Annotated in this window: 18 protein-coding genes and 2 pseudogenes; 14 read left to right on the forward strand and 6 right to left on the reverse strand. The window is 71.4% G+C overall.

What is annotated here, in order from left to right:
- Positions 1-11 precede the first annotated feature (11 nt).
- A complete protein-coding gene (locus HCA58_RS03805; RefSeq protein WP_169596339.1) occupies positions 12-641 on the reverse strand; it encodes a TIGR03085 family metal-binding protein in 630 nt (209 codons plus the stop codon).
- Positions 642-803: 162 nt separating this feature from the next.
- Here HCA58_RS03805 and HCA58_RS03810 point away from each other — a divergent pair, with 162 nt between their 5' ends.
- The 3 genes and pseudogenes from HCA58_RS03810 to HCA58_RS23955 all read left to right on the forward strand — a co-directional run.
- A complete protein-coding gene (locus tag HCA58_RS03810) occupies positions 804-2,672 on the forward strand; it encodes an ABC transporter ATP-binding protein (RefSeq protein WP_169596340.1) in 1,869 nt (622 codons plus the stop codon).
- A 32-nt stretch (positions 2,673-2,704) separates the two neighbouring features.
- The gene (locus HCA58_RS03815; protein ID WP_169596624.1) at positions 2,705-4,480 is read left to right on the forward strand and encodes an ABC transporter ATP-binding protein; all 1,776 of its coding nucleotides are present in this window, start codon (positions 2,705-2,707) and stop codon (positions 4,478-4,480) included.
- A 38-nt stretch (positions 4,481-4,518) separates the two neighbouring features.
- Positions 4,519-4,697: pseudogene (locus HCA58_RS23955) on the forward strand (DUF2470 domain-containing protein); the annotation flags it as partial.
- A 22-nt stretch (positions 4,698-4,719) separates the two neighbouring features.
- On the opposite strand, the gene HCA58_RS03825 reads toward HCA58_RS23955, so the two are convergent.
- Genes HCA58_RS03825 through HCA58_RS03835 form a run of 3 tightly spaced genes read right to left on the reverse strand, consistent with a single transcriptional unit; the run spans position 4,720 to position 6,829 of the window.
- Positions 4,720-5,316: a TetR family transcriptional regulator gene (locus HCA58_RS03825; RefSeq protein WP_169596341.1), complete on the reverse strand. Its 597-nt coding sequence runs from the start codon at positions 5,314-5,316 to the stop codon at positions 4,720-4,722.
- 26 nt (positions 5,317-5,342) lie between these two features.
- The gene (locus tag HCA58_RS03830) at positions 5,343-6,098 is read right to left on the reverse strand and encodes an ABC transporter permease (RefSeq protein ID WP_169596342.1); all 756 of its coding nucleotides are present in this window, start codon (positions 6,096-6,098) and stop codon (positions 5,343-5,345) included.
- Positions 6,095-6,829, reverse strand: coding sequence for an ABC transporter ATP-binding protein (locus HCA58_RS03835; protein WP_169596343.1), 735 nt, complete (start codon positions 6,827-6,829; stop codon positions 6,095-6,097). Before HCA58_RS03835 ends, HCA58_RS03830 begins: the two co-directional genes overlap by 4 nt.
- Positions 6,830-7,434: 605 nt before the next feature.
- Between HCA58_RS03835 and HCA58_RS23960 the strand changes: the two are divergent.
- The 4 genes and pseudogenes from HCA58_RS23960 to HCA58_RS03850 all read left to right on the forward strand — a co-directional run.
- A pseudogene (locus HCA58_RS23960) lies at positions 7,435-7,758 on the forward strand (phosphoribosyl-AMP cyclohydrolase); the annotation flags it as partial.
- A gap of 180 nt (positions 7,759-7,938) precedes the next feature.
- Positions 7,939-8,367: a phosphoribosyl-AMP cyclohydrolase gene (gene hisI, locus HCA58_RS23320; protein ID WP_346775874.1), complete on the forward strand. Its 429-nt coding sequence runs from the start codon at positions 7,939-7,941 to the stop codon at positions 8,365-8,367.
- On the forward strand, positions 8,364-9,929 hold the full coding sequence (locus tag HCA58_RS03845; protein WP_169596345.1) for an anthranilate synthase component I: 1,566 nt from the start codon (positions 8,364-8,366) through the stop codon (positions 9,927-9,929). The genes hisI and HCA58_RS03845 overlap by 4 nt, the downstream gene beginning before the upstream one ends.
- A gap of 16 nt (positions 9,930-9,945) precedes the next feature.
- Positions 9,946-10,527 carry a Trp biosynthesis-associated membrane protein gene (locus tag HCA58_RS03850; protein ID WP_169596346.1) on the forward strand — a complete coding sequence of 194 codons (582 nt, stop codon included), beginning with the start codon at positions 9,946-9,948 and terminating at the stop codon, positions 10,525-10,527.
- Positions 10,528-10,659: 132 nt separating this feature from the next.
- On the opposite strand, the gene HCA58_RS03855 is transcribed toward HCA58_RS03850, so the two are convergent.
- Positions 10,660-10,911 carry a hypothetical protein gene (locus HCA58_RS03855; protein WP_169596347.1) on the reverse strand — a complete coding sequence of 84 codons (252 nt, stop codon included), beginning with the start codon at positions 10,909-10,911 and terminating at the stop codon, positions 10,660-10,662.
- Positions 10,912-11,352: 441 nt separating this feature from the next.
- Between HCA58_RS03855 and trpC the strand changes: the two genes are divergently transcribed.
- From trpC to HCA58_RS03880, 5 genes are read left to right on the forward strand one after another with little or no spacing between them, the layout of a single operon-like run.
- Entirely contained in the window at positions 11,353-12,156 is an 804-nt protein-coding gene (gene trpC / locus HCA58_RS03860; protein WP_346775875.1) for an indole-3-glycerol phosphate synthase TrpC, read from the forward strand.
- A gap of 42 nt (positions 12,157-12,198) precedes the next feature.
- Complete coding sequence (gene trpB / locus HCA58_RS03865) at positions 12,199-13,443, forward strand: tryptophan synthase subunit beta (protein ID WP_169596349.1); 1,245 nt, start codon at positions 12,199-12,201, stop codon at positions 13,441-13,443.
- On the forward strand, positions 13,440-14,279 hold the full coding sequence (gene trpA / locus HCA58_RS03870) for a tryptophan synthase subunit alpha (RefSeq protein WP_169596350.1): 840 nt from the start codon (positions 13,440-13,442) through the stop codon (positions 14,277-14,279). Before trpB ends, trpA begins: the two co-directional genes overlap by 4 nt.
- A 35-nt stretch (positions 14,280-14,314) precedes the next feature.
- Positions 14,315-15,454: a prolipoprotein diacylglyceryl transferase gene (lgt, locus tag HCA58_RS03875; protein WP_169596351.1), complete on the forward strand. Its 1,140-nt coding sequence runs from the start codon at positions 14,315-14,317 to the stop codon at positions 15,452-15,454.
- 14 nt (positions 15,455-15,468) lie between these two features.
- Positions 15,469-16,674, forward strand: coding sequence for an NAD(P)/FAD-dependent oxidoreductase (locus tag HCA58_RS03880; RefSeq protein WP_169596352.1), 1,206 nt, complete (start codon positions 15,469-15,471; stop codon positions 16,672-16,674).
- A gap of 43 nt (positions 16,675-16,717) precedes the next feature.
- On the opposite strand, the gene HCA58_RS03885 is transcribed toward HCA58_RS03880, so the two are convergent.
- On the reverse strand, positions 16,718-17,560 hold the full coding sequence (locus HCA58_RS03885) for a GNAT family N-acetyltransferase (protein ID WP_169596353.1): 843 nt from the start codon (positions 17,558-17,560) through the stop codon (positions 16,718-16,720).
- A gap of 148 nt (positions 17,561-17,708) precedes the next feature.
- Between HCA58_RS03885 and gltB the strand changes: the two genes are divergently transcribed.
- Both gltB and HCA58_RS03895 read left to right on the forward strand, forming a co-directional pair.
- The gene (gltB, locus tag HCA58_RS03890; RefSeq protein WP_169596354.1) at positions 17,709-22,430 is read left to right on the forward strand and encodes a glutamate synthase large subunit; all 4,722 of its coding nucleotides are present in this window, start codon (positions 17,709-17,711) and stop codon (positions 22,428-22,430) included.
- Positions 22,423-23,934 (forward strand): glutamate synthase subunit beta, encoded by a 1,512-nt coding sequence (locus HCA58_RS03895; protein ID WP_169596355.1) that lies wholly within the window; start codon positions 22,423-22,425, stop codon positions 23,932-23,934. The genes gltB and HCA58_RS03895 overlap by 8 nt, the downstream gene beginning before the upstream one ends.
- The last annotated feature ends 127 nt before the right edge of the window (positions 23,935-24,061 follow it).

The following is a 24,061-nucleotide window of genomic DNA, read 5'->3' on the forward strand; positions in this document are numbered from 1 at the left end:
TGCGCAGAGCGTTACAGTCCCAGGCCGGCGGTACGAAGCCGGTCGACCAGGGCCGGGCCACCGTCGAGCTGAACCCGCGCCGCGCGTTGCCGCCCGGACAGGAACAGGGCCAGCTCACCGGGCGTGCCGACCAGCCGGAGCGGTTCGCCGCCACGGCCGGTGGTCACCTCGCCGTGGCCGGGGGCCTGCACCAGCAACTGGGCGGGGAAGCGGCGCAGGGCCAGCCGGCCAAGCATCGACACCCTGCGCCACAACGCCTGCTCCAACCCCACCGGCAGTTCACGGGGCTGCCAGTCGGTTCGGGCCCGACGTACGTCCTCGTGGTGGATGAAGAACTCCAACGTGTTCGTCAGCTCGTCGGCCAGCGGGTTGCTCATCGGGCTCCACAGCGGTGGGCGCCGCACCTGACCGAGCAACTCGGTCCAGTCGAGGGCGGCAGCCTGACGCCGCACCCGTTCGCCGTACCCGTGCAGAGGCGGGACGACGATGCCGGCCGCGGCGTCCGGGCGGCGCTCCCGGACCACCAGGTGTGCGGCGAGATCACGGATCGTCCAGCCCTCGTTGAGAGTGGGGGCGTCGGGGCCCAGGGTGGACATCAGCTCGGTGAGCGCCTCGCGCTCCGATCGGGCGTACCGCGGCATGACAGTGATCGTAGGCCGATGCGGGCGAGGTCGCGTGTCGAGCGTGCCGCGCGGTGGAAACGGCCCACGGGGTGACGTCGGACATATTGCCCCGGGTCGGCGTACCGGGCCCGCAGCGGTAAGGATGAGAGAGGATTGTGGTGGCTTACGGCGGGGGAGAATGTGGCGAGCGGGACTAGTCGGGACGTGCTCGGTCGCGGGCTGACCGTCCTCGGGCTGGCCATCCGGGAACAACCGAGGATCTTCGCGGTCGCGGTGTCCGGGAGCGTGCTGTTCGGCGTGATGGTGGTGGCCAGTGCGTTCGTGGTCGGCGCGGTGGTCGGTGATGTGGTGGTACCGGCCGTGGAGAGCGGTTCGGTGGCGAAGGGCACGCTGGCGCTGGCTGCCGCGGCACTGCTCGGGCTGAGCGTGCTGCGGGTGGTCGGCATCTTCGGCCGGCGGCTCGGCGCCGGTTACATGCAGTTCCGCCTACAGGCCGCCTACCGTCGTCGGGTCACCCGCCGCTACCTCGAACTGCCGCTCGCGTGGCACCAGCGCAACGCGACCGGCACACTGCTGTCGAATGCCAACTCGGATGTCGAGGCCGCCTGGCAGCCGATCGCGCCGCTGCCCTTCGCGGTGGGCACGCTCGTGATGCTGGTCGGGGCGGTTGCCTCACTGTTCGCCGTGGACTGGGCGCTGGCGTTGGTCGGGCTGGCTGTCTTTCCGGCCCTGTTCGCGCTCAACGTGGCGTACTCCCGTCGGATGGCGCCGCGTCAGGCGCAGGCGCAGCGGCTACGCGCCGAGGTCAGCGGCATCGCGCACGAGAGCTTCGACGGTGCCCTGGTGGTCAAGACGATGGGGCGGGAGTCTCAGGAGACCGCCCGCTTCGCGGCCCGGGCCGGCCAGCTGCGCGACGCGCTGATCTCGGTCGGTCGGCTGCGTGGCGTCTTCGACCCGATGCTGGAGACGCTGCCGAGTCTCGGCACCCTCGCGGTGCTCGTGGTCGGCGCGTACCGGCTGCGTCAGGGCGCCATCGAGGTGTCGGAGCTGGTGAGCGTGGCGTTCCTGTTCACCGTGCTGGCTTTCCCCGTGCGGGCCATCGGCTGGGTGCTCGCCGAGTTGCCGCGCAGCGTCGCCGGTTGGGACCGGATCCGCCGGGTGCTCGACGCCACCGGCGAAATGCCGTACGGCGACGTCCGGCCCGACCCGTCCGGTGCGGCACCGGCCACGCTCACCTTCGCCGACGTAGGATATCGCTACGAAGCCGCCGAGGCGCACCTACCCGGCACCGAGGTGCTGGGTGAGGTCTCGTTCACCGTGCCGGCGGGGAAGACAGTCGCCCTGGTCGGGCCGACCGGCGCCGGCAAGTCGACAGTCACCGCGCTGGCGGTCCGGCTCGTCGATCCCCGGTCGGGCACCGTGAGCATCGACGGAGTGGATGTCCGCGACCTGGCGGCGGACGTGCTCGCCGGTACCGCCGCGCTTGTGGCCCAGGTGCCGTTCGTCTTCGACGACACCGTGCGGGCCAACGTCGCGCTCGACCGCCCCGGCGTGGACGACGAGGCCGTCTGGGCCGCGCTGCGGCTGGCCGAGGCCGACGGATTCGTCGCCGCGCTGCCCGACGGGCTGGACACCATGGTCGGCGAGCGGGGCACCTCCCTCTCCGGCGGCCAGCGGCAACGACTCACCCTCGCCCGGGCGTTGGCGGGCCGTCCCCGCCTACTGGTGCTCGACGACGCGACAAGCGCCGTCGACCCCCGGGTGGAGGCTGCCATCCTGGCCGGGCTGCGCTCGTCGGCTGGCGGCGGCCCGGGCGCGTCGATCCTGGTGGTGGCCTACCGGCGGGCGACCATCGCCCTCGCCGACGAGGTCATCTACCTGGAGCAGGGCCGGGTGGTGGCGCGGGGCACCCACCGCACGCTACTGGCCACCGTCGCGGGTTACGCCGATCTCGTCACCGCCTACGAGCAGGCCGAGGTCGACCATGACCGGCAGCGCACGCACGACGAGGTCACCCCGATGACCTCCGGACTGGAGGTGGACCGGTGAGTGCGAAGGGCGACCCGGTGAGTGTGCGAGCAGTGCGGGTCGACGAAGCACCGGAGCCTGCCGAGTCGACATGGCGGACGCTGCGGCGGGGGCTGGCGCTCTCCCCGGAACTGCGGGTCGGGCTGGCCGGCACTCTCGGTCTGGCGCTCGTGTACATGGTCGGCCGGGTGGCGGTGCCGGTGGCGGTGCAGCAGGGCATCGACCGGGGCATCGTCGACGGGCTGAACCTGGACGCGTTGTTCGTGGTGGTGTCGGTCACCGCGGCGGTGCTCGTGGTGACCACGACCTGTGGCTATCTGATGATGCGTCGACTGTTCACGGTGAGCGAGACGGCGCTGGCCGGGGTACGGGTACGGGCCTTCCGGCACGTACACGACCTGTCGATGTTGCACCAGCAGTCGGAGCGACGCGGCTCGCTGGTCTCCCGGGTCACCAGCGACGTCGACCAGATCACCCAGTTCCTCCAGTGGGGCGGGGTGATCCTGCTCGTCAATCTGGGTCAGCTGGCGGTCACCACGGCGGTGATGCTGGCGTACTCGTGGCAGCTGACGCTTGTGGTCTTCGCCGCCTTCGGGCCGGCGGTGCTGGTCATCCGGCTGCTCCAACGCCGGCTCGCTGCGGCGTACGGGGTGGTCCGGCAGCGCACCGGCGCCCTGTTGGCCGCAGTCGGGGAGAGCGTCGTCGGCGCCCCGGTGATCCGGGCGTACGGCATCGCGGGACGCACCGCCCGGCGGCTGGACGAGGCGATCGACGGTCAGCGGCGGGCCCAGCAGAAGGCGATCCGGATCAGTATTCTCGGCAGCTCGGTCGGTGAGTTGGCCGCCGGCCTGGCGTTGGCCGGGGTGGTGGTGCTCGGGGTGTTTCTCGGTGCCGACCGGACGCTGAGCATCGGTGAGATCACCGCGTTCCTGTTCCTGGTGACCCTCTTTATCCAGCCGGTGCAGATCGCCACCGAGGTGCTCAACGAGGCACAGAACGCGATCGCCGGTTGGCGGCGGGTGCTCGACGTGCTGGACGTCGCCCCGGATGTGGCGGATCCCGGGCCGCAGGGTCGGGAACTGCCCACCGGGCCGCTGGACATCCGCTTCGCTGGGGTGCGGTTCGCCTATCCGGGCGGTTCGACGGTGCTGCATGACATTAGCTTGGAGATCCCGGCGAAGAGTCGGGTGGCGGTGGTGGGTGAGACCGGCAGCGGCAAGACCACCTTCGCCAAGTTGGTGACTCGGTTGATGGATCCGACGGCAGGGGCTGTGCTGCTGTCGGGGTTGCCGCTGACCGAGGTGCGTTTCGACTCGCTGCGCTCCCGGGTGGTGATGGTTCCGCAGGACGGCTTCCTGTTCGACGCCTCGGTGGCCGACAACGTCCGGTTCGCCCGTCCGGAGCTGACCGACGAGCAGCTCGCCGCCGCCTTCGCCGAGCTGGGTCTGGTCGACTGGCTGGAGGGGCTGCCCGCCGGGCTGGCCACCGGGGTGGGTGAGCGTGGCGAGGCGTTGAGTGTGGGGGAGCGCCAGTTGGTGGCGTTGGCCCGTGCGTACGTGGCCGATCCGGATCTGCTGGTGCTCGACGAGGCGACGAGCGCGGTGGACCCGGCTACCGAGGTGCGGTTGCAGCGGACACTGGACGCGGTGACCCGGGGCCGCACCACCTTGGCGATCGCCCACCGACTGTCGACGGCGCAGAACGCCGACGAGGTGATCGTGGTGGACCGGGGGCGGGTCGTGCAGCGTGGTCCGCACGACGAGCTGATCCGCGACCCGGATTCGGTGTACGGCCTGCTCTACGCCTCATGGCTTGAGCAGACCCGGTAGATGCCGACGGGCCGATGCCACATCCTCCAGGTCAGATGAGCCTGGTCTCCGGTCGGGTGCGCCCGCTGGGCGGCGACGAGGCGCGAACGGCGGCGGTGGACTTCGCAGCCGCGGAACCACCGGCGATCTGCTCGATGACGGCACCCGCTTCCGGCTGTTCCGCTTCGAGGTGGCCGAGACGCGTTGGCACCGGGCCGGCGACCTGCGCCGCATCGATTCAGTGCCGGCTGATCCGGCGTTCAACCGGGGAGTTCGCCGGTGAGATATCGGTGCACGGTCGGGCCGACCGTGGCGACCAGGGTCTCCGGCGGGGTGGAGGCGACCGGCTCCAGCCGGATCACGTAGCGCATCAGCGCCAACCCGACGAGTTGGCTGGCTACCAGCGAGCCGCGTAGCGGCACCTCGGCCGGTTCGATGTCCAGGTGATCGAGGACGCGGCGCAGCACCTGGGTGGTGAGGAACTCGCGCAGCAGCCGGGCGGTCCACTCACTGCTGACGGCGGAACGCAGCAGGGCCACCCCGGCGGCACCGGCCGGCGAGTCCCACACCGTGAGGAACATCCGGACCAGCCGTTCGCCGAGGGCGGCACGGTCACCGGCGAGCACCGTCGGCAGCAGTTCCCCCGGGTTCACCGGAAAGCGCATGGCGGCCAGGAAGAGTTGTTCCTTGGTGCCGAAGTAGTGGTGCACCAGTGCCGGGTCGACCCCGGCGGCGGCGGCGATGGTCCGGATGGTGCTGGCGTCGAAACCACGTTCGGCGAAAACGGACCGGGCCGCGTCGAGGATGGTGTCCCGGGTGCCGGGGTTGCCGGGTCGCCGTCCGCTGCGCCGCACCATCGCTCTCCCTTACTTCGTCGGCGATCTCAGCCGCTCCGTCGGCGTAGGGTGGCCGCCGCCAGCATCAGCGCCAGCACCGCTGCTCCAGCTACCACAGCCACGTCCCGCCACATCGTGCCGGTCGGTTCCGGGTGGGCGCCCACCTCCTGCAGGGCCTCGACGGCGTACGACAGGGGCAACACGTCACTTGCCGCCTGCAACCAGCCGGCCATCTCGTCGCGGGGCACGAACAGCCCGCAGAGCAGCAGCTGTGGAGCGACCACGACCGGCATGAACTGTACGGCCTGGAACTCGGTGCGGGCGAAGGCGCTGCAGAGCAGTCCGAGCGCGACGGCGAGCACCGCGTTCAGCGCGGCGATCATGATGACCAGTGCGCTGCTGCCGGCCGTCTGGAGGCCGAAGAACCAGTAGGCGACGGCTGAGGTGACGGTGGCCTGCACCGTACCGGCCAACCCGAAGGCGATCCCGTACCCGAAGAGCAGGTCCGTCTTGGCCAGCGGTGTGGTGAGCAGCCGTTCCAACGTGCCGGTGGTGCGCTCGCGCAGCATCGCGATGCTGGTCACCAGGAACATGACGATGAACGGGAAGAAGCCGAGCATCACCAGCGCGATCCGGTCGAAGCTCGACGGCTGCCCGGGTGCCGTGGGCTGGTCGGCGTACATGTAGTAGACCAGGCTGAGCAGGACGGCGGGTACCGCCACCAGCAGCGCGATGGTCCGCCGGTCGTGGCGTAGCTGCTGCAGGATTCGCGTGACCGTGGCGGTCAGGATGCGCGGATTCATCGAGTCTCCCCGGGCTGGTCGGGCTGGGTCGCTCTGATCAGTCGCAGGAACGCCTCGTCGAGGTCGTCCACTCCGGCGGTGGCCCGGATCGCCGCTGGCGTGTCGTCGGCGATGAGCCGTCCCTCGCGGATGAGTAGCAACCGGTCGCACCGGGCCGCCTCGTCCATGACGTGGCTCGACACCAGCAGGGTCGTCCCGGTCGCGGCCAGCGTGTGGAATCGGTCCCAGAGGTCGGCTCGCAGCACCGGGTCCTGGCCGACGGTGGGCTCGTCGAGCACGATCAGTTCGGGTTCGCCGACGAGTGCGCAGGCCAGCGATGCCCGGCTGCGCTGCCCGCCGGAGAGGGTGCCCACCAGTTGGCCCGCCGCCGAGGCCAGTCCGACGTCGGCCACTGCGGCATCGGCCGCCGCCCGGTCGCGGCCGTGCAGTGCGGCGAAGTAGTGGGCGTTCTCCCGCAACGTCAGGTCGGCGTAGACGCTCGGCGCCTGGGTCAGATAGCCGACCCGGCGGCGTAGGGGCGGCGAGCCGGCCGGGGCTCCGAGCACCGTCACGGTGCCGGCGGAGATCTCCTGCACGCCCACGACCGCGCGCAGGAGCGTGGTCTTGCCGCTGCCGCTCGGTCCGAGCAGGCCGGTGACCGAGCCGCGCGGCACCGTGGCGTCGATGCCGTGCAGCACCCGCCGTCCGCCCCGGTCCACGACCAGCCCTCGTACGGCGATCGCGTCTTCCATCGCCCACCTCCCCAATTCACCTTCTGTTGAAATCAACGGTAGGTGAAATGTGGTCGCTCCGGCAAGGCCCCACATCGGCCGGTGCGTCGAGGCAGGCAGGACGGCTGGAGTGCCGCCCGGCTGCCGGCGCGAAACGCCCCCTTCGGTCGTAACGCCATTAGCACGGTCACGCGGCATCAGATCGGACGGCAGGTCCGTCACCGGGCATTGCACACTGATCGGACGTACGGCACGATGGCGCAGTGGATCACGCTCCGTCACCGGACAGTGGGTTCTTCGACGACTGGGCCGCGCGACTGCGGGCGAGCGCCGACCGGCCCGTGGTGGGTATCCTGCTGCGCGGCAGCCACGCTCGCCGAGCCGCCACGGCACACAGCGACGTCGACCTCGACGTGTTGCTCGGTGGTGCTCCGTACGCGGCCCGCCGGGCGTACCTCGCGGAGCACTCCGGTCGGCTGACCCACGTGTCGGTCGCGGCCCGGGACATCCGCTCCTGGGTGATCCGGCTGGGTGAGCCGGCCGAATGGGCTTTCGGCCTGCCGGTGACGGCCCCCACCCGGCTGCTCTGGGCCGACCCGTACTGGCGGCACCGGATCGACCTGCCGGTGCTCTGCCAGCCGGCCGACGAGCCACGACTGGAGGAACTGATCGCCACGCTCGGAAAGCTGGCCGCGGCCCGGGACACCGGCGACGCACTCGGTGCCCGGCTGGCCGCCGCCGACCTGGCCCGGCTCTGCCCGTCGGTGCTGCGGCTGGCGAACCCGTGGGTTCGGGTGGTCTCCCGCCGGTCGGCCTTCTCCGCTGCGCTCGACCTGCCGGTGGCGCCCGCCGGCTACCGGGAGGACATGCTGCGCTGCCTCGGCCTGCGGCCCGGCTCGACCCTTCAGCTGTGGGAGGCGGCGGCTCGTCTGGTGACCGGCACCCTGCCACTGATCCGCCCCTACGGCGCCGAGATCGCCCGGGCAGCCGGTCCGGATCTCGTCGACGCACTGGTCGACGGGCGTCTGGACCGATACGTGGACCAGTTGGGCCGGCCCGGCGGCGGGGCGCCGTCCGGCAGTCGGGAGCCCGCTGGGGTACCGACGCCGCGTGCGGGACAATCGGTCACTGTGCCCGTACCTGACGCGCCGGTGACCGGCGCCCACCCTGACCAGCCGGAGTCCGCGGTCGATTCACCGCGATCGTCACGGCTCGATCCGGCTATCGCCGCCCGGCTCCGGCGTACGCCCGAGGGCCTGGTCGCCGCCGTGGTCCGCCAACACGACAGCGGTGAGGTGCTGATGATGGCCTGGATGGACGACGAGGCGCTGCACCGCACGTTGACCACCGGGCGGGCGACCTACTGGTCGCGCAGCCGGCGCGAGTACTGGGTGAAGGGCGCGACCTCCGGTCACCACCAGTACGTACGCTCCGTCGCACTCGACTGCGACGGTGACGCGGTGCTGGTGAGTGTCGACCAAGTCGGCGCCGCCTGTCACACCGGGCAGCGCACCTGCTTCTTCACCGAGCTGCCGGTAACCGGCGAGGTGGTGTCATGAGTGGCGGGCGGAGTGACGGTCGGGTGAGCCCGGACGCAGCCACCTTCGCCGAGCTGGCCACCAGGTGGCGGGTGGTGCCGGTCACCCGCCGGTTGCTCGCCGACGCGGAGACCCCGGTGGGCGTGTACCGCAAGCTCGCCGGTGGCCCGGGGACGTTCCTGCTGGAATCAGCCGAGCAGGGTGTCGGTCCGTCCGGCCTGGCCTGGTCCCGGTACTCCTTCGTCGGGGTGCGCAGCAGTGCCACGCTCGTCGAGCGGGACGGCGTCGCAGCCTGGCTCGGGGTGCCGCCGGCCGGACTGCCGACGACCGGTGACCCGGTCGAGGTGCTGCGGGCGACGGTGGCGGCGCTTGCCGGCCCGCCCGGTGCGCCGGGCGACGGGACGCCCCCACTGACCGGAGGCATGGTCGGCTATCTCGGCTACGACCTGATCCGCCGCTTCGAGCGGCTGCCCGCGATCACCGAGGACGACCTGCGACTGCCCGAGTTCGGCATGATGCTCGCCACCGACCTGGTGGTGCTCGACCATTTCGACGGGTCGGCGATCCTGGTCGCCAACGCTGTCCTGCCACCCCTGGACGAGCCGGGCCGCGACGAGCTGGTCGTCGCCGCCTATCACCACGCGGTGGGCCGCTTGGACGCGATGACCACGGCTCTGTCGCGGCCGATCCCGCCGATGGTCGCCACGGTTGCCGACCCGCCGGCTGGCGAGGTGCGCAGCCGTACCGTCGACGGCGGATACCCGAAGGCGGTGGAGGCGGCCAAGGAAGCGATTCGGGCCGGCGAGTGTTTCCAGGTCGTGCTCGCCCAGCGGTTCGAGCGGGAGACCGACGCCGATCCGCTGGACGTCTACCGGGTCCTGCGCACCACCAACCCCAGCCCCTACATGTACCTGCTGCGCTTCGACGATTTCGACATCGTCGGGTCGTCACCCGAGGCGCACCTGAAGGTGACCGGCGAGGTGGACGGGGAGCGGCGGGCGTTGCTGCATCCGATCGCCGGCACCCGTCCGCGTGGCGCGACCCCGCAGGCCGATGCCCGGCTCGCCGCCGAGCTGCTCGCCGATCCGAAGGAGCGTGCCGAGCACGTGATGCTCGTCGACCTGGGACGCAACGATCTGGGCCGGGTCTGCCGTCCGGGGACGGTCGAGGTGCCGCAGTTCGCCGCCGTCGAGCGGTACAGCCACGTGATGCACATCGTCTCCACGGTGGTCGGCACGCTGCGGCCGGACCGGACCGCCTTCGACGCGCTCGCCGCGACCTTCCCGGCGGGCACGCTCTCCGGCGCGCCGAAGGTACGCGCCATGGAGATCATCGAGGAGTTGGAGCCGGTCCGCCGGGGCCTCTACGGCGGGACGGTGGGTTACTTCGGTTTCGCTGGCGATCTCGACATGGCCATCGCGATCCGTACCGCGCTGCTGCGCGCCGGTCGTGCGTACGTGCAGGCCGGTGCGGGTGTGGTGGCCGACTCCGATCCGACTGCGGAGGATCAGGAGACCCGTGACAAGGCCGCTGCGGTGCTGGCGGCGATCGCCGCCGCGGGAACCCTCCGGTTGGCCCGGTGAGCGGCAGGCTGGCCCGGTGAGCGCGAGGGTGGGCCCGGGGGGCGCGGGTGCGCGGTCGGCGCCGGGCCGGCGCGAGTTGGCGTACGCCGTGCTGCTCTGCCTGGCTGGCGCGGGGTTGGCGTTGTGGGCGGTGACCCGCACGTGGGTGGTCGACGTCGCCGACCGGGCCGAGCTCTTGCCGTTGGTGGAGGAGGGACGCACCGGAGGGCAACTGCTTGCGTGGCTGCCGGCTCTGTCCCTCGTCGGGCTGGCCGGCGGCGGCGCGGTTCTGGCCACCCGGGGGCGGGTGCGTCGGGTGCTCGGCGGCCTGTTGGTCATTCTCGGCCTGACCCTCGCCGCCGGTGGTGGGTACGGACTCCTCGGCAACCTCGGTGACCTGGTGACCTGGGCGTGGCCGGCGCTCGTGCTGCTCGGCGGGATCCTGACCGCGGCCGGTGGTGCGTTGACTCTGCTGCGCGGCCACCGTTGGCCGGCGATGGGTACCCGCTACGAGCGTCGACCGGCCCAGTCGGCCGGTGGCGGCGGTCCGATCGTCGGTGCCGGCACCGTCGAGGCGTGGGAGGCGTTGGACCGGGGCGAGGACCCGACGGCCCACTGAGGAGTGCGGCTCGCGGATGATCCGACGTTGCCGAGCGGGCCGGGCCGATGAGCCCACGCACGGGCGACGGGCACTTGTCGCCCAGCAGGTGCCCGCACGAGTCGCCCAGCAGGTGGCGGGCGGACGGCGTGGTCAGCCGACCGGTTGCCGGGCACGCGCCCGGGCGGCGGTGAGCTCCGCGATGAGACGGTCCAGTTCGGCGCGCTGGTCGGCTCGGGCCCGGTCGGCGCAGATGGCCGCCCATGCGTTACCGGAGGCGGTCCGCACCCGGTCCGGCCCGACCACGGCCCGTTCCACCGTGTGGACGACGCCGACGGCGAGCGCCGCGACGGTGCGCGAGATGGTGGTGAGTCCGATGGTCCGGTGCGGCGCGGAGGTACTCATGATCACCCCGGGGAGAGATCGTCGTGGTGGTGAGGCAGGCGTGTCATCGAGTGTGCCCGAGCCTGATGCTGCTCGGCTCGGGTTTCGTGCTGATGACCGCTCCGTCAACTCTGCGGTAGCGGGTCTGACCGGCGCAGGGAACGGGCTCTTGAGCTTGGTCACAGCATCGCGGTGATCGGATCGCTGATCCCCCGACAGGCCGCCGGGCGACCATTAGATGGGCGGACGTCGATAATCTCGTGACCCAGAGTCACGATCTGTGCGCACAAGTCGGCCATTATGCCGCAGCCCAATTCGTGAGGAGCGCCATACCCCCGGCGGTCGGGTCCAGGTGGGGCCCCCTAGCATCGGCCCATGACACCCGGAGAGGGGAGTCCGTTGGTGACTGCTGAACATGCGCACGCGGAAGGGGACGAGCCCGGCCCGGCGACGACCGGCAGCGTGCTCGACGAGATCCTGACCGGCGTCCGGGAGGACGTGGCCCGCCGGCAGGAGCAGGTTCCGCTGGAGCGGATCCGGGAACTGGCCGCCGCGGCGCCGCCGCCACTTGACGCGTACGCGGCCCTGCGCCGGCCCGGCGTGGCCGTCATCGCCGAGGTGAAACGTGCCTCACCGTCCAAGGGGAAACTGGCCGAGATCGCCGACCCGGCCGACCTGGCCGGTGAGTACGCGGCCGGCGGCGCCCGTGCGATCAGCGTGCTCACCGAGGGGCGTTGGTTCGGCGGGTCACTCGACGACCTGGCCGCCGTCCGGGCCGCAGTGAACATCCCGGTGCTGCGCAAGGACTTCGTGATCTCCAGCTACCAGGTGCACGAGGCCCGCGCGCACGGCGCGGACCTGGTACTGCTGATCGTGGCCGCGCTCGAGCAGAACGTACTGGTCGGCCTGCTGGAGCGGATCGAGTCGCTGGGCATGACCGCGCTTGTCGAGGTGCACGACGAGGAGGAGACCGACCGGGCCATGGAAGCCGGTGCCCAGGTCATCGGGGTCAACGCCCGTGATCTGCGTACCCTTCAGGTCGACCGGTCGGTGTTCGAGCGAATCGCGCCCGGCCTGCCGAGCAACGTCGTCAAGATCGCGGAATCGGGCGTGCGCGGCCCACACGACCTGATCCGGTACGCCTCGGCCGGCGCCGACGCCGTCCTGGTCGGTGAGGGGCTGGTCACCCAGAAGAGCCCCCGGGAGGCGGTGGCCGAGCTGGTGAACGCCGGCAACCACCCGGCGACGCCCCGCCCGGTGCGCTGATCCGCGCCGCCCACGGGCCGGTTGTGAGCGAGAGGATGAGCGATGAGTGCTGACGCCACGAACGCCGACGTGCCGGCGCAGTTGCCCGACGCCGCCGGCCACTACGGTCCGTTCGGCGGTCGGTTCGTACCAGAGGCGCTTGTCGCCGCGCTCGACGAGCTGGCGTCGGCGCACCGCGCGGCGATGGCCGACGAGTCGTTCCTGGCAGAGTTCGCCGGACTGTCGCGCGACTACGCGGGCACCCCGTCGCTGTTGTACGAGGCCCGTCGGTTCTCCGAGCGGGCCGGCGCCCGGGTGCTGCTCAAGCGCGAGGATCTCAACCACACCGGCGCGCACAAGGTGCGTAACGTGCTGGGTCAGGCGTTGCTGACCCGCCGGATGGGCAAGCGGCGGGTGATCGCCGAGACCGGTGCCGGCCAGCACGGAGTGGCCGCCGCCACCGCCGCCGCCCTGTTCGATCTTGAGTGCGTGGTCTACATGGGCCAGGTCGACACCGAGCGGCAGGCTCTCAACGTGGCCCGGATGCGGATGCTCGGCGCGACCGTCGTACCGGTGACCACCGGTTCGCGCACCCTCAAGGACGCGATGAACGAGGCGATGCGGGACTGGGTCGCGAACGTCGACGAGACCCACTACCTGATCGGCACCGCCGCCGGCCCGCACCCCTTCCCCGCGTTGGTTCGTGATTTCGTCCGGGGCATCGGCGACGAGGCGCGGACGCAGTGCCTCGACCAGATCGGTGCGCTACCCGACGCGGTGACCGCCTGCGTCGGCGGCGGCTCGAACGCACTCGGCATCTTCCACGCCTTCACCGGCGATCCGCAGGTGCGGCTGTACGGCTTCGAGGCCGGCGGTGACGGGGTGGGCACCGGCCGGCACGCGGCCAGCATCACCGGCGGCTCCACCGGCGTCCTGCACGGCACCCGCACCTTCGTGCTTCAGGACGCCGACGGTCAGACACAGGAGTCGCACTCGATCTCCGCCGGTCTGGACTACCCGGGTGTCGGCCCGGAGCACGCCTGGCTGCACGACACCGGCCGGGCCACCTACCAGCCGGTTACCGACGACGAGGCGATGTCCGCGTTCGAGCTGCTCTGCCGTACCGAGGGGATCATCCCCGCGATCGAGAGCGCGCACGCCCTGGCCGGCACCCTGGCCGTCGCGCCGAAGCTCGCCGCCGAGCTGGGCCGGCAGCCCACGATCCTGGTCAATCTCTCCGGCCGGGGCGACAAGGACGTGCACACCGCCGGCGAGTACTTCGGCATCCTCGACAAGGAGAGGCCATGAGCGAGCGGACCAGCCGGATCGGGGGGGCCTTCGACAAGGCCCGGGTGGACGGCAGGGCCTTGCTGGTCGGCTGCATGCCTGCCGGGTTTCCCACCGTCGAGGGCAGCATCGCCGCGATGAAGGCGATGGTCGACGCGGGCGTCGACGTGATCGAGGTGGAGATCCCGTACTCCGACCCGGTGATGGACGGCCCGGTGATCCAGCGTGCCAGCGACATCGCCCTGGCCGGCGGGGTACGCACCCGGGACACGCTGCGCATCGTCGAGGCGGTGGCCGCGACCGGGGCCCCCGTGGTGACGATGACCTACTGGAACCCGATCGAGCGGTACGGGGTCGACGCGTTCGCCCGTGACCTCGCCGCGGCCGGCGGCACCGGGTTGATCACACCCGACCTGATCCCCGAGGAGGCCGGTGACTGGTTGGCCGCCTCGGACGCGCACGGGCTGGACCGCACCTTCCTGGTCGCGCCCTCGTCCACCGACGAGCGGCTGGCGATGACGGCTGGGCACTGTCGGGGCTTCGTCTACGCCACCGCGATCATGGGTGTCACCGGTGCCCGATCGCAGACCTCGCAGGCGGCGCCGGTGCTCGTGTCACGGGTACGCGAGATCACCGACCTGCCGGTCGGTGTCGGGTTGGGCGTGGGTACCGGCGAGCAGGCCGCCACGGTCGCCGGGTACGCCGACGCGGTGATCGTCGGCAGTGCGTTGATTCGCTGCCTGCTCGACACCCCCGACGACGCGGAAGCCCTGACCGCCCTGCGCGACCTCAGCACCGAACTCGCCGAGGGTGTCCGTCACGGGTTGCCCAGGGGCGCCGGCGGCCGACCGGGGTGACGCCGGAGGGGTCCACAGCGGTAGCGTGTGCACCCGTGAGTCTCGCCTCGCCGACCACCCTGGCCGCCATCCCCAGCCCGAGCGACGCCGTGTGGCAGCTCGGACCGATTCCCATCCGGGCGTACGCGTTGTGCATCCTCGCCGGCATCGTGGTGGCCTGCTGGGTCACCGAGCGGCGGCTACGTCAACGTGGCGTCGCCCCTGGAGCGGTGCTCGACATCGCCGTCTGGGCGGTGCCGGCGGGCATCATCGGCGCCCGGATCTACCACGTGATCACCTCACCGGAGAAGTACTTCGGCACCGGCGGGGACTGGTTCAAGATCTTCTGGGTCCATGAGGGCGGTTTGGGCATCTGGGGAGCGGTCGCCGGTGGTGCGGTCGGGGCCTGGATCGCGGCCCGCCAGTTGGGTATCCCGTTCGCGGTGGTCGCCGACGCACTCGCGCCGGGTCTGCCGCTGGCCCAGGCGGTCGGCCGGCTCGGCAACTGGTTCAACAACGAGCTCTACGGCGGGCGGACCGATCTGCCCTGGGGGCTGGAGATCCACCGGATGGACGGTGGGCAGGCGCTGCGCGACGAGGCCGGCCGACCGATCCTGGAGGAGGGTCTGTACCACCCGACCTTCGCCTACGAGTTGCTCTGGAACGTCGGCGTCGCCGCGATGGTCTTCTTCCTCGACCGTAAGCTGCGACTCGGCCGTGGCCGTGCCTTCGCCCTCTACGTGATGGGCTACACCGCCGGCCGGTTCTGGATCGAGATGATGCGTACCGACGATGCGAACACGATTCTCGGCGTACGGCTGAACGTCTGGACGGCCGCGTTGGTGTTCCTCGGCGCTCTCATCTACTTCCTGCGGGTACGCGGGCCGCGGGAGTACCTGATCCCGGTCGGTGCTCCGACCGTCGCCGCCACGTCGCCGGCCACCTCCGACGTCTCGCAGCTGGACCTGTCTGCCGAGGGTGCCTCCACCGAGCCGGCGGCCCCCGAGGGCTACCGGGTGGTCAGCGAGGAGCAGTTCGCACACTGGCGCCGCAGCGGCGAGGTGCCACCGGCGGCGGGGGAGCCGTCCGGCGACGGTGCACCGCCCGCCGCGGAGACCGGATCGGGGTCGGGTTCATCCGCCGACGGCACGGCGGCGGGGTCCACTGCTGCGCGTTCCGCCGATCCGGACAACTGAGGCCGGGAACGGTCATGCGGACCGCGGTGGTGGTCGGCGGCGGGCTGGGCGGCCTGGCGGTTTCCGGTGCGTTGGCCCGATCGGGCTGGCAGGTCACCGTCCTGGAACGGGCCGACCGGATCCGTCCAGAGCGGGCCGCCGTGGTGCTCTGGCCCAACGGGGTCCGGGCGCTGCGAGCCCTGGGGCTCGGCGCCGGTCTGGACGCCATCGCCACCACCCTGCCCGACGGCGGCGTACGTCGTCCGGACGGTCACTGGCTGGTGCAGCCGCGGCCGACGCCGCGCGAGCGCGTCCCGATGGTGGTGCACCGCGAGGACCTGCACGACGCGCTGATCGCGGGTCTGGGCGAGCGGGTCGAGTTGCGGACCGGGGTGACGGTGCGGACGGTACGCGTCGCCGCCGGTGTTCGACCGGCTGTCGGTGACGGTCGGCACACGTACGAGGCGGATCTGGTGGTCGCCGCCGACGGCGTGGACAGCGTGATCCGTCGCCAGCTCGCCCCCTCCTCGGAGGTGGTCAGTTCCGGCTGCGCCGCCTGGCGTGCGGTGATTCCCTGGTACCGCGCGCCGAGCCTGACCGATCCGGTGGGTGGTGAGATTCTCGGTGCCGGTTACCGGTTCGTCTCTGCCTCGCTGGGCGAGCGGGGTTCCTCCGGGGCGTCGAGCCGGGGCGGTGTCTACTGGATGGCCACCGCGGCGGGTGCCGCCCGACCCGAGCCGCCGCAGACGCAACTGGCGCTGTTGCGTCGCTGGTTCGCCGGCTGGCCCGCGCCGGTCGACGAACTGCTGGCCGCGACCGAGCCAGCCGACCTGGTGCAGCGGGAGATCCGGGAGTTGCGTCCGCTACCCCGGGCCTTCGGCTTCCCGGTCGGGCCGGGCGGGGTGGTGCTGCTCGGCGATGCCGCTCACGCCATGCCGCCGCATCTCGGGCAGGGTGCCTGCCTGGCGTTCGAGGACGCCGCGACTCTCGCTGCGTTGTTGCGCGAGTCGACCCTGCCCGACGCGGTGGTGGCCTACGACCGGGCGCGGCGCCCGCGTGCGGCGGCCGTGGTCCGGCAGACCCGGCGGATGTCCGCTGTGCTGCGTACCCGGGGTCGCCTGGCCCTGCGTGCCCGCGACGCCGCCCTCGGTACCATCACTCCTCGCCTGCTCGGCACCGCCGCCACCATCGCTGCCCAGTGGCACCCGCCAACCCCACCCGACCCGTCGCGCCGGTCATGATCTGGCGGCCGTTCCTGATCTTCGGAATGTCGCCAGAACATGTTCAACCGAGTATCGGGCGGGGGTACGCCAGGCACGCGGTGCCGATGCGACGGAAGCCGACACGCAGGTAGACCCGGGCGGTCTCCTCGCTGCCGGCGGAGAGGAAGACCAGGTCGGTGCCGGTGTCCAGCAGGGCGCGGGCCAGGGCGGCGGTGACCGCCGCGCCGAGACCCTGGCGGCGGGCGGCGGGAAGCGTGGCCACCCCGGCGATCTCGGCGACGTCGTCGACCCGCATGGCCATGCCGCTGGCCAGTGGGCCCTGCGTCGCGGTACCTGCCAACGCGGACAGGCGGCTGCCGTCGGCGATGCGGGACCGTTCCTCGTCGACGGCCGAGGCGTCCAACCCGAACGTAACGGCGTCGCGTTCGGCGGGCCCGGCCTCGCCCCGCTCGGTGCCGGGTGCGGCGAATCCGACCGCCGCAACGGCCCGACGGGCGGCCACGGCCGTGTCGAAGTCCTCGTCGGTGGGATCGAGTAACCGTACCGGCACGCCCAGGGTGGCCGGATTCGGCAGGGCGGCCGGGTCGAGCACCATCAGCGGTGCCTCGGTCACCGACAGGCCGGCTGACCGTGCCACTGCGAGCAGCGCGGGCGTGATCTCGTGCAACCACTCGAATGCCTCCGGTAGGCCCAGTTCCCGCTGGCGGGTCCGCACCGTCGTCAGGTCGGCGAGGGTCGGCGTCGTGGCGCAGTGCCGTTGTGGCCGGGCATAGAACGGCCAACCAGCACCATCGCGGACAAATAGCACCAGAGCGCCATGATTTTCCACTCGGGCCGCGTCCCGGGGCACCGCGTCGTAGAACCCTTCCAAGCGGTCGAGGAGGTCGCTACGGGTGGAATCCACGGCGCGAGACTACCTGTCCCAGACTCTGGACGGTGTGATCAATCTGCACTGGCCTTGCGTGCCGGGCCCTAACGTAGACTCAATAGTCCGATACAGGGCCGACGTCGTCCCGACCATGATCCAACCCTGAGTGACGACAGGAGGCCCGGTGGCCCTTGCGTACCCACACCGCCCCCAGCCGGCGCCGCGAGAGGGCCAGGTAGCGTCCCCTGCCGGCCTCCACGACCCCGCGTACGAGCATGACGCGTGCGGCGTGGCCTTCGTGGCGGACCTGCACGGCCGACGCTCGCACACGGTGGTCGCCAACGGCCTCGGCGCGCTCTGCCGGCTGGACCACCGAGGTGCCCGGGGTGCCGAACCGAACACTGGTGACGGCGCCGGCATCATCATCCAGGTACCGGACGCGTTCCTGCGTGCGGTGGTCGACTTCGGGCTGCCCCCGGCCGGCGAGTACGCCACCGGTCTGGTCTTCTTGCCCGACGACGACACCGCCGAGGCCCGTGCCCGGCAGGTGGTCGAGAAGTACGCCCTGGTAGAGGGCGCCGAGGTGCTCGGCTGGCGGGACGTGCCGGTCGACCCGAGCGGCCTCGGTGAGACGGCCCTGGCGGCGATGCCCCGCGTCCGTCAGGTCTTCCTCGCCGCGAAGCGGCTCACCGACACCCCCGCCGGCCCCGCCGGTGCCCCGTTGGGGGGCGTCGAGCTGGAACGGGTCGCCTTCTGCCTCCGCAAACAGGCAGAACGCGAGTCCGCCGAGCGTGGGGTGCCGGCCTACTTCCCGTCGCTGTCCAGCCGGACCATGGTCTACAAGGGGATGCTCACCCCGGACCAGCTGCCCGCGTTCTACCCGGACCTGACCGACGAGCGAGTCGCCAGCGCCATTGCCCTGGTGCACTCCCGGTTCTCCACGAACACCTTCCCGTCGTGGCCGCTGGCCCACCCGTACCGCTTCATCGCGCACAACGGCGAGATCAACACCATCCGGGGCAACCGGAACTGGATGCAGGCCCGTGAGGCGCTACTGCGTACCCCCGACCTGCCCGGCAACATCCGGCGAGTCTTCCCGATCTGCACCCCGGCCGCCTCGGACTCGGCCAACTTCGACGAGGTCCTCGAACTACTGCACCTGGCCGGGCGGAGCCTGCCGCACGCGGTACTGATGATGATCCCGGAGGCGTGGGAGAACGACCCCGACATGCGCGCCGACAAGCGGGCATTCTACCGGTTCCACGCCAGCCTGATGGAGCCGTGGGACGGTCCCGCCTCGGTCGCCTTCACCGATGGCGAGATCGTCGGCGCGGTGCTCGACCGCAACGGACTGCGTCCGGGGCGTTGGTGGCAGACCGCCGACGGGCTGGTGGTGCTGGGCAGCGAGGCGGGCGTACTCGACCTCGACCCGGCCGCCGTGGTGGCCAAGGGTCGGCTCCAGCCGGGAAGGATGTTCCTGGTCGACACCGCCGCCGGCCGTATCGTGCACGACGACGAGATCAAGACCGAGCTGGCCGCGGCCCAGCCGTACGGTGACTGGCTGCGTACCGGGCTGATCGAGCTGGACGACCTGCCGGCCCGTGAGCACGTCGTGTACACCCATGACTCGGTACGCCGCCGTCAGCAGAACTTCGGCTACACCGAGGAGGAGCTGAAGATCCTGCTCGCCCCGATGGCGCGTACCGGCGCGGAGCCGATCGGCTCGATGGGCACCGACACCCCGATCGCCCCGCTGTCCACCCGGCCACGCCTGCTCTACGACTACTTCCACCAGCTGTTCGCCCAGGTGACCAATCCGCCGCTGGACGCCATCCGGGAGGAGTTGGTGACCAGCCTGGCCACCACCATCGGTCCGGAGGGCAACCTGCTCGACCCCGGCCCGGCGAGCTGTCGCCAGATCGTGCTGCCGTACCCGGTGATCGACAACGACGAGCTGGCGAAGATCCTCTGCATCGACGAGGACGGTGACCTGCCCGGGTTCAAGGCGGTCCGGGTTTCCGGGCTCTACCGCATCCGTGACGGTGGCGCCGGTATCCGGGCCCGGCTGACCGAGATCTGTCGGCACGTCTCCGAGGCGATCGAGGACGGCGTGCGGATCCTGGTGCTCTCCGACCGTGACTCCAACGCCGATCTTGCCCCGATCCCGTCGTTGCTGCTCACTGCGGCGGTACACCAGCATCTGGTCCGGGAGCAGACCCGTACCCAGGTCGCGCTCATCGTCGAGTCGGGTGACTGCCGGGAAGTGCACCACGCGGCGTTGCTGATCGGCTACGGAGCGGCGGCGGTCAACCCGTACCTGGCCTTCGAGTCGGTGGAGGACATGATCTCCACGGGCGTGTTGGCCGGGATCGAGCCGCAGACCGCGATCCGCAACTACGTCAAGGCGCTCGGCAAGGGTGTCCTGAAAATCATGTCCAAGATGGGCATCTCGACGGTGTCGTCGTACTGCGGCGCTCAGGTCTTCGAGGCTGTCGGGTTGGACACCCGCCTGGTCGAGCGGTATTTCCGGGGCACACCGAGCACCATCAGCGGTGTCGGGCTCGACGGCATCCACGTCGAGGTGGCCGCCCGGCACGCGCTGGCCTGGCCGGCGCCCGGTGCCGAGTCGGTCGACCTGCTGCCGGTGGGCGGCGAGTACCAGTGGCGCCGCGAAGGCGAACTGCACCTGTTCAACCCGGAGACGGTCTTCCTGCTCCAGCACGCCACCCGCAGCCGGCAGTACGACGTGTTCCGCGAGTACACCGCCAAGGTCGACGATCTGTCGGCGCGGGCGGGCGCGCTGCGCGGGCTGTTCCGGCTACGCAGCGGCGTCCTGCCGCCGGTGCCGATCGAGCAGGTGGAACCGGCGAGCGAGATCGTCAAGCGGTTCGCCACCGGAGCCATGTCGTACGGGTCGATCTCGGCCGAGTCGCACGAGACCCTCGCCGTCGCGATGAACCGGCTCGGCGGCAAGTCCAACACCGGCGAGGGCGGCGAGGACGTCGAGCGGCTGCACGATCCCGCCCGGCGTTCCTCGGTCAAGCAGATCGCCAGCGGCCGGTTCGGTGTCACCAGCGAGTATCTGGTCAACGCCGACGATCTTCAGATCAAGATGGCGCAGGGGGCCAAGCCCGGTGAGGGTGGACAGCTACCCGGCAACAAGGTCTGGCCGTGGATCGCGCGTACCCGGCACGCCACCCCCGGTGTCGGCCTGATCTCGCCGCCGCCGCACCACGACATCTACTCCATCGAGGACCTCGCCCAGCTGGTGCACGACCTCAAGTGTGTCAACCCGTCCGCCCGCGTACACGTCAAGCTGGTCAGCGAGGTGGGTGTCGGCACCGTCGCCGCCGGGGTGGCCAAACTCAAGGCCGACGTCATCCTCATCTCCGGTCACGACGGCGGCACCGGCGCGTCTCCGCTGAACTCGCTCAAGCACGCCGGCACGCCCTGGGAACTGGGGCTGGCAGAGGCACAGCAGACGCTGCTGCTCAACAGGCTGCGTGACCGGGTCACGGTGCAGGTCGACGGTCAGCTCAAGACGGGGCGAGACGTGATCGTCGCAGCACTCCTCGGCGCCGAGGAGTTCGGTTTCGCCACCGCGCCGCTCATCGTCTCCGGCTGCATCATGATGCGCGTCTGTCATCTGGACACCTGCCCGGTCGGCATCGCCACCCAGAATCCGGTGCTGCGCGAGCGCTACACCGGCAAGCCCGAGTTCGTGGAGAACTTCTTCCTCTTCCTCGCCGAGGAGATCCGCGGCTACCTGGCAGAGTTGGGTCTGCGCAGCATCGACGAGGCGATCGGGCGCACCGAGCTGCTCGACGTCGTACCTGCGGTGGAGCACTGGAAGGCAGGGGGGCTCGACCTCGGTCGGGTGCTGCACCTGCCGGAACTGCCCGAGGGCGCCGCCCGGCGCGGGGTACGCGCCCAGGACCACGGCCTGCAGTTGGCACTGGACAACGAGCTGATCGCGTTGGCCGGCCCGGCGCTGCACGCCACCGGGCCGGACGAGCCGGTCCCGGTGGTGCGGGCTGACGTGGCGATCCGCAACGAGCACCGTAGCGTCGGCGCGATGCTCGGCGGCGAGGTCACCCGGCGCCATGGTGGTGCCGGTCTGCCCGCCGACACCATCGAGTTCACCCTGCGCGGCACCGCCGGGCAGTCCTTCGGTGCGTTCCTGCCACGGGGCGTGACCCTGCGCCTGTACGGCGACGCCAACGACTATGTCGGTAAGGGCCTTTCCGGTGGCCGGCTGGTCGTCCGGCCGGACGCGGCGGCACCGTTCGTGTCCGCCGACGCCGAAGCGGGCCGCCGCGCCGAGGATCAGATCATCGCCGGCAACACGATCCTCTACGGTGCGACCGCCGGTGAGGTGTTTCTGCGGGGCCGGGTGGGCGAACGCTTCGCGGTCCGCAACTCGGGCGCGGTGACGGTAGTCGAAGGTGTCGGCGACCATGGTTGCGAGTACATGACCGGTGGCACGGTGGTGGTGCTCGGTCCGACCGGCCGTAACTTCGCCGCCGGGATGTCCGGCGGGACTGCGTTCGTCTGGAATCTCGACCGGCGTCGGGTCAACACCGAGCTGGTGGACCTGTCCGCTCCGAGCGAGGCGGAACGGAACCGCCTGCACGAGTTGGTGCAGCGGCACTTCGCCGAGACCGACTCGGCGGTCGCGGAGCAGTTGCTCAAGCGTTGGCCGGAGGCGGTGGAGGAGTTCACAGCCGTGGTTCCCCGGGATTACCGCCGGGTTATGGAGATCATGCGGGCCGCCGAAGCCGCCGGCCAGGACGTCGACGACGCGGTGATGAGCGCCCTGACGGCACCGGCGCAGCCGGGCGTCGGCTCGTCCGCGTCGGTAGCGCTCGCCCCGCGGGCGGTCGCTCAGGAGGTGGCTCGTGCCTGACCCGAACGGATTCCTGCGCTACGGCCGGCGGATGCCGGCCCGCCGGCCCGTGCCGGTGCGGATCAGCGACTGGCGGGAGGTCTACCCGCCGGCCGGCGAGACGATGATTCGTGAGCAGGCCACTCGCTGCATGGACTGTGGCATCCCGTTCTGCCACAGCGACACCGCCGGGTGCCCCCTGGCGAACCGGATCCCGGACTGGAACGACCTGGTCCGTACCGGCAACTGGGACGCGGCCGTCGAGTCGTTGCACGCCACCAACAACTTCCCCGAGTTCACCGGCCGGCTCTGCCCGGCGCCCTGCGAGGCCGCGTGTGTGCTCGGCATCGGCGGTGGCGAACCGGTCACCATCAAACAGGTGGAGGTGGAGATCGCCGACGCGGCCGCGGCGCGGGGGCTGACCCCGCGTCCGGCGTCCGCGCCCTCTGGCCGCTCGGTGGCCGTGGTCGGCTCCGGGCCGGCCGGGCTCGCCGCCGCGCAGCAACTGGCCCGCGCGGGGCACGCCGTGACCGTGTACGAGCGTGACGACGCGATCGGCGGCCTGCTGCGCTACGGCATCCCTGACTTCAAGTTGGAGAAGCGGCACATCGATGCCCGGATGGCACAGCTGAGCGCCGAGGGGGTCGTCTTCCGTACCGGGGTCAACGTCGGGGTGGACGTCACCGCCGAGCAGTTGCGCGTCCAACACGACGCGGTGCTGCTGGCCTGCGGCGCGTTGCAGGGGCGGGACACCGACACGCCGGGTCGGCAGCTGCGTGGCGTACACCAGGCGATGGCTCATCTGGTGGCAGCCAATCGGGTGGTCGCGGCGGCCGGCGAGGGACAGCCCGCCTTGGCCACCCTGCCCGACGGTACGCCGATCGATGCGGCCGGCAAGCACGTGGTGATCATCGGCGGTGGTGACACCGCGGCGGACTGCCTGGGCGTGGCACATCGGCAGGGCGCGGCCGGGGTGCACCAGCTCGACCTGTACCCGCAACCGCCGCGGGGCCGCGACGAGGGCCGTGACCCGTGGCCGACGTGGCCGTGGGTGCTGCGGGAGTACCCGGCCCACGAGGAGGGTGGCGAGCGCGTCTTCGCGGTGGCGGTGCAGGAGTTCGTCGACGACGGCACCGGCGCGGTGCGGGCGGTACGGATCGCCGAGGTGAGCGTGGACAAGCGCGACGGTCGGCGGGTTGTCACCGCGGTGCCGGGTACCGAGCGGGAACTGCCCGCCGACCTGGTGCTGCTGGCGATCGGCTTCGAAGGCACCGAGGAGCAGCCGTTGCTGGCGCAGCTCGGGGTGGCCCGTAACGCGCGGGGTGCGGTCGACTCCCGGGCGGACTGGCAGACCGCGGCCGACGGGATCTTCGTCGCCGGTGACATGCACCGGGGAGCGTCACTCATCGTCTGGGCTATCGCCGAGGGGCGGGCCGCTGCCGCGGCGATCCACGGGTACCTGGACGGCGTCGGTGTCCTGCCGGCGCCGGTCCATCCGGCCAGCCGTCCGTTGGCGGTGCACTGACACCTGGTCGGGCCAGGCCCGGACGAGGCCGTGTCCACGCGGGACGACCGCGCGGACACGGCCTCGCCGTATCCGGTGCCGTGTCGGCTATTCACTTTATCCAGCTGTTTCGATAGCATTACCGATC

Source organism: Micromonospora sp. HNM0581 (assembly GCF_012726175.1).
In the GTDB taxonomy this organism is placed as follows: domain Bacteria; phylum Actinomycetota; class Actinomycetes; order Mycobacteriales; family Micromonosporaceae; genus Micromonospora.

What these genes read in the sequence shown, in the direction of transcription:
- HCA58_RS03805 (WP_169596339.1), bottom strand. Translation starts at nt 641, where the DNA reads ATGCCGCGGTACGCCCGATCGGAGCGCGAGGCGCTCACCGAGCTGATG.
- HCA58_RS03825 (WP_169596341.1), bottom strand. Translation starts at nt 5,316, where the DNA reads ATGGTGCGGCGCAGCGGACGGCGACCCGGCAACCCCGGCACCCGGGAC.
- HCA58_RS03830 (WP_169596342.1), bottom strand. Translation starts at nt 6,098, where the DNA reads ATGAATCCGCGCATCCTGACCGCCACGGTCACGCGAATCCTGCAGCAG.
- HCA58_RS03835 (WP_169596343.1), bottom strand. Translation starts at nt 6,829, where the DNA reads ATGGAAGACGCGATCGCCGTACGAGGGCTGGTCGTGGACCGGGGCGGA.
- HCA58_RS03845 (WP_169596345.1), top strand. Translation starts at nt 8,364, where the DNA reads ATGAGTGGCGGGCGGAGTGACGGTCGGGTGAGCCCGGACGCAGCCACC.
- HCA58_RS03855 (WP_169596347.1), bottom strand. Translation starts at nt 10,911, where the DNA reads ATGAGTACCTCCGCGCCGCACCGGACCATCGGACTCACCACCATCTCG.
- trpB (WP_169596349.1), top strand. Translation starts at nt 12,199, where the DNA reads ATGAGTGCTGACGCCACGAACGCCGACGTGCCGGCGCAGTTGCCCGAC.
- trpA (WP_169596350.1), top strand. Translation starts at nt 13,440, where the DNA reads ATGAGCGAGCGGACCAGCCGGATCGGGGGGGCCTTCGACAAGGCCCGG.
- HCA58_RS03880 (WP_169596352.1), top strand. Translation starts at nt 15,469, where the DNA reads ATGCGGACCGCGGTGGTGGTCGGCGGCGGGCTGGGCGGCCTGGCGGTT.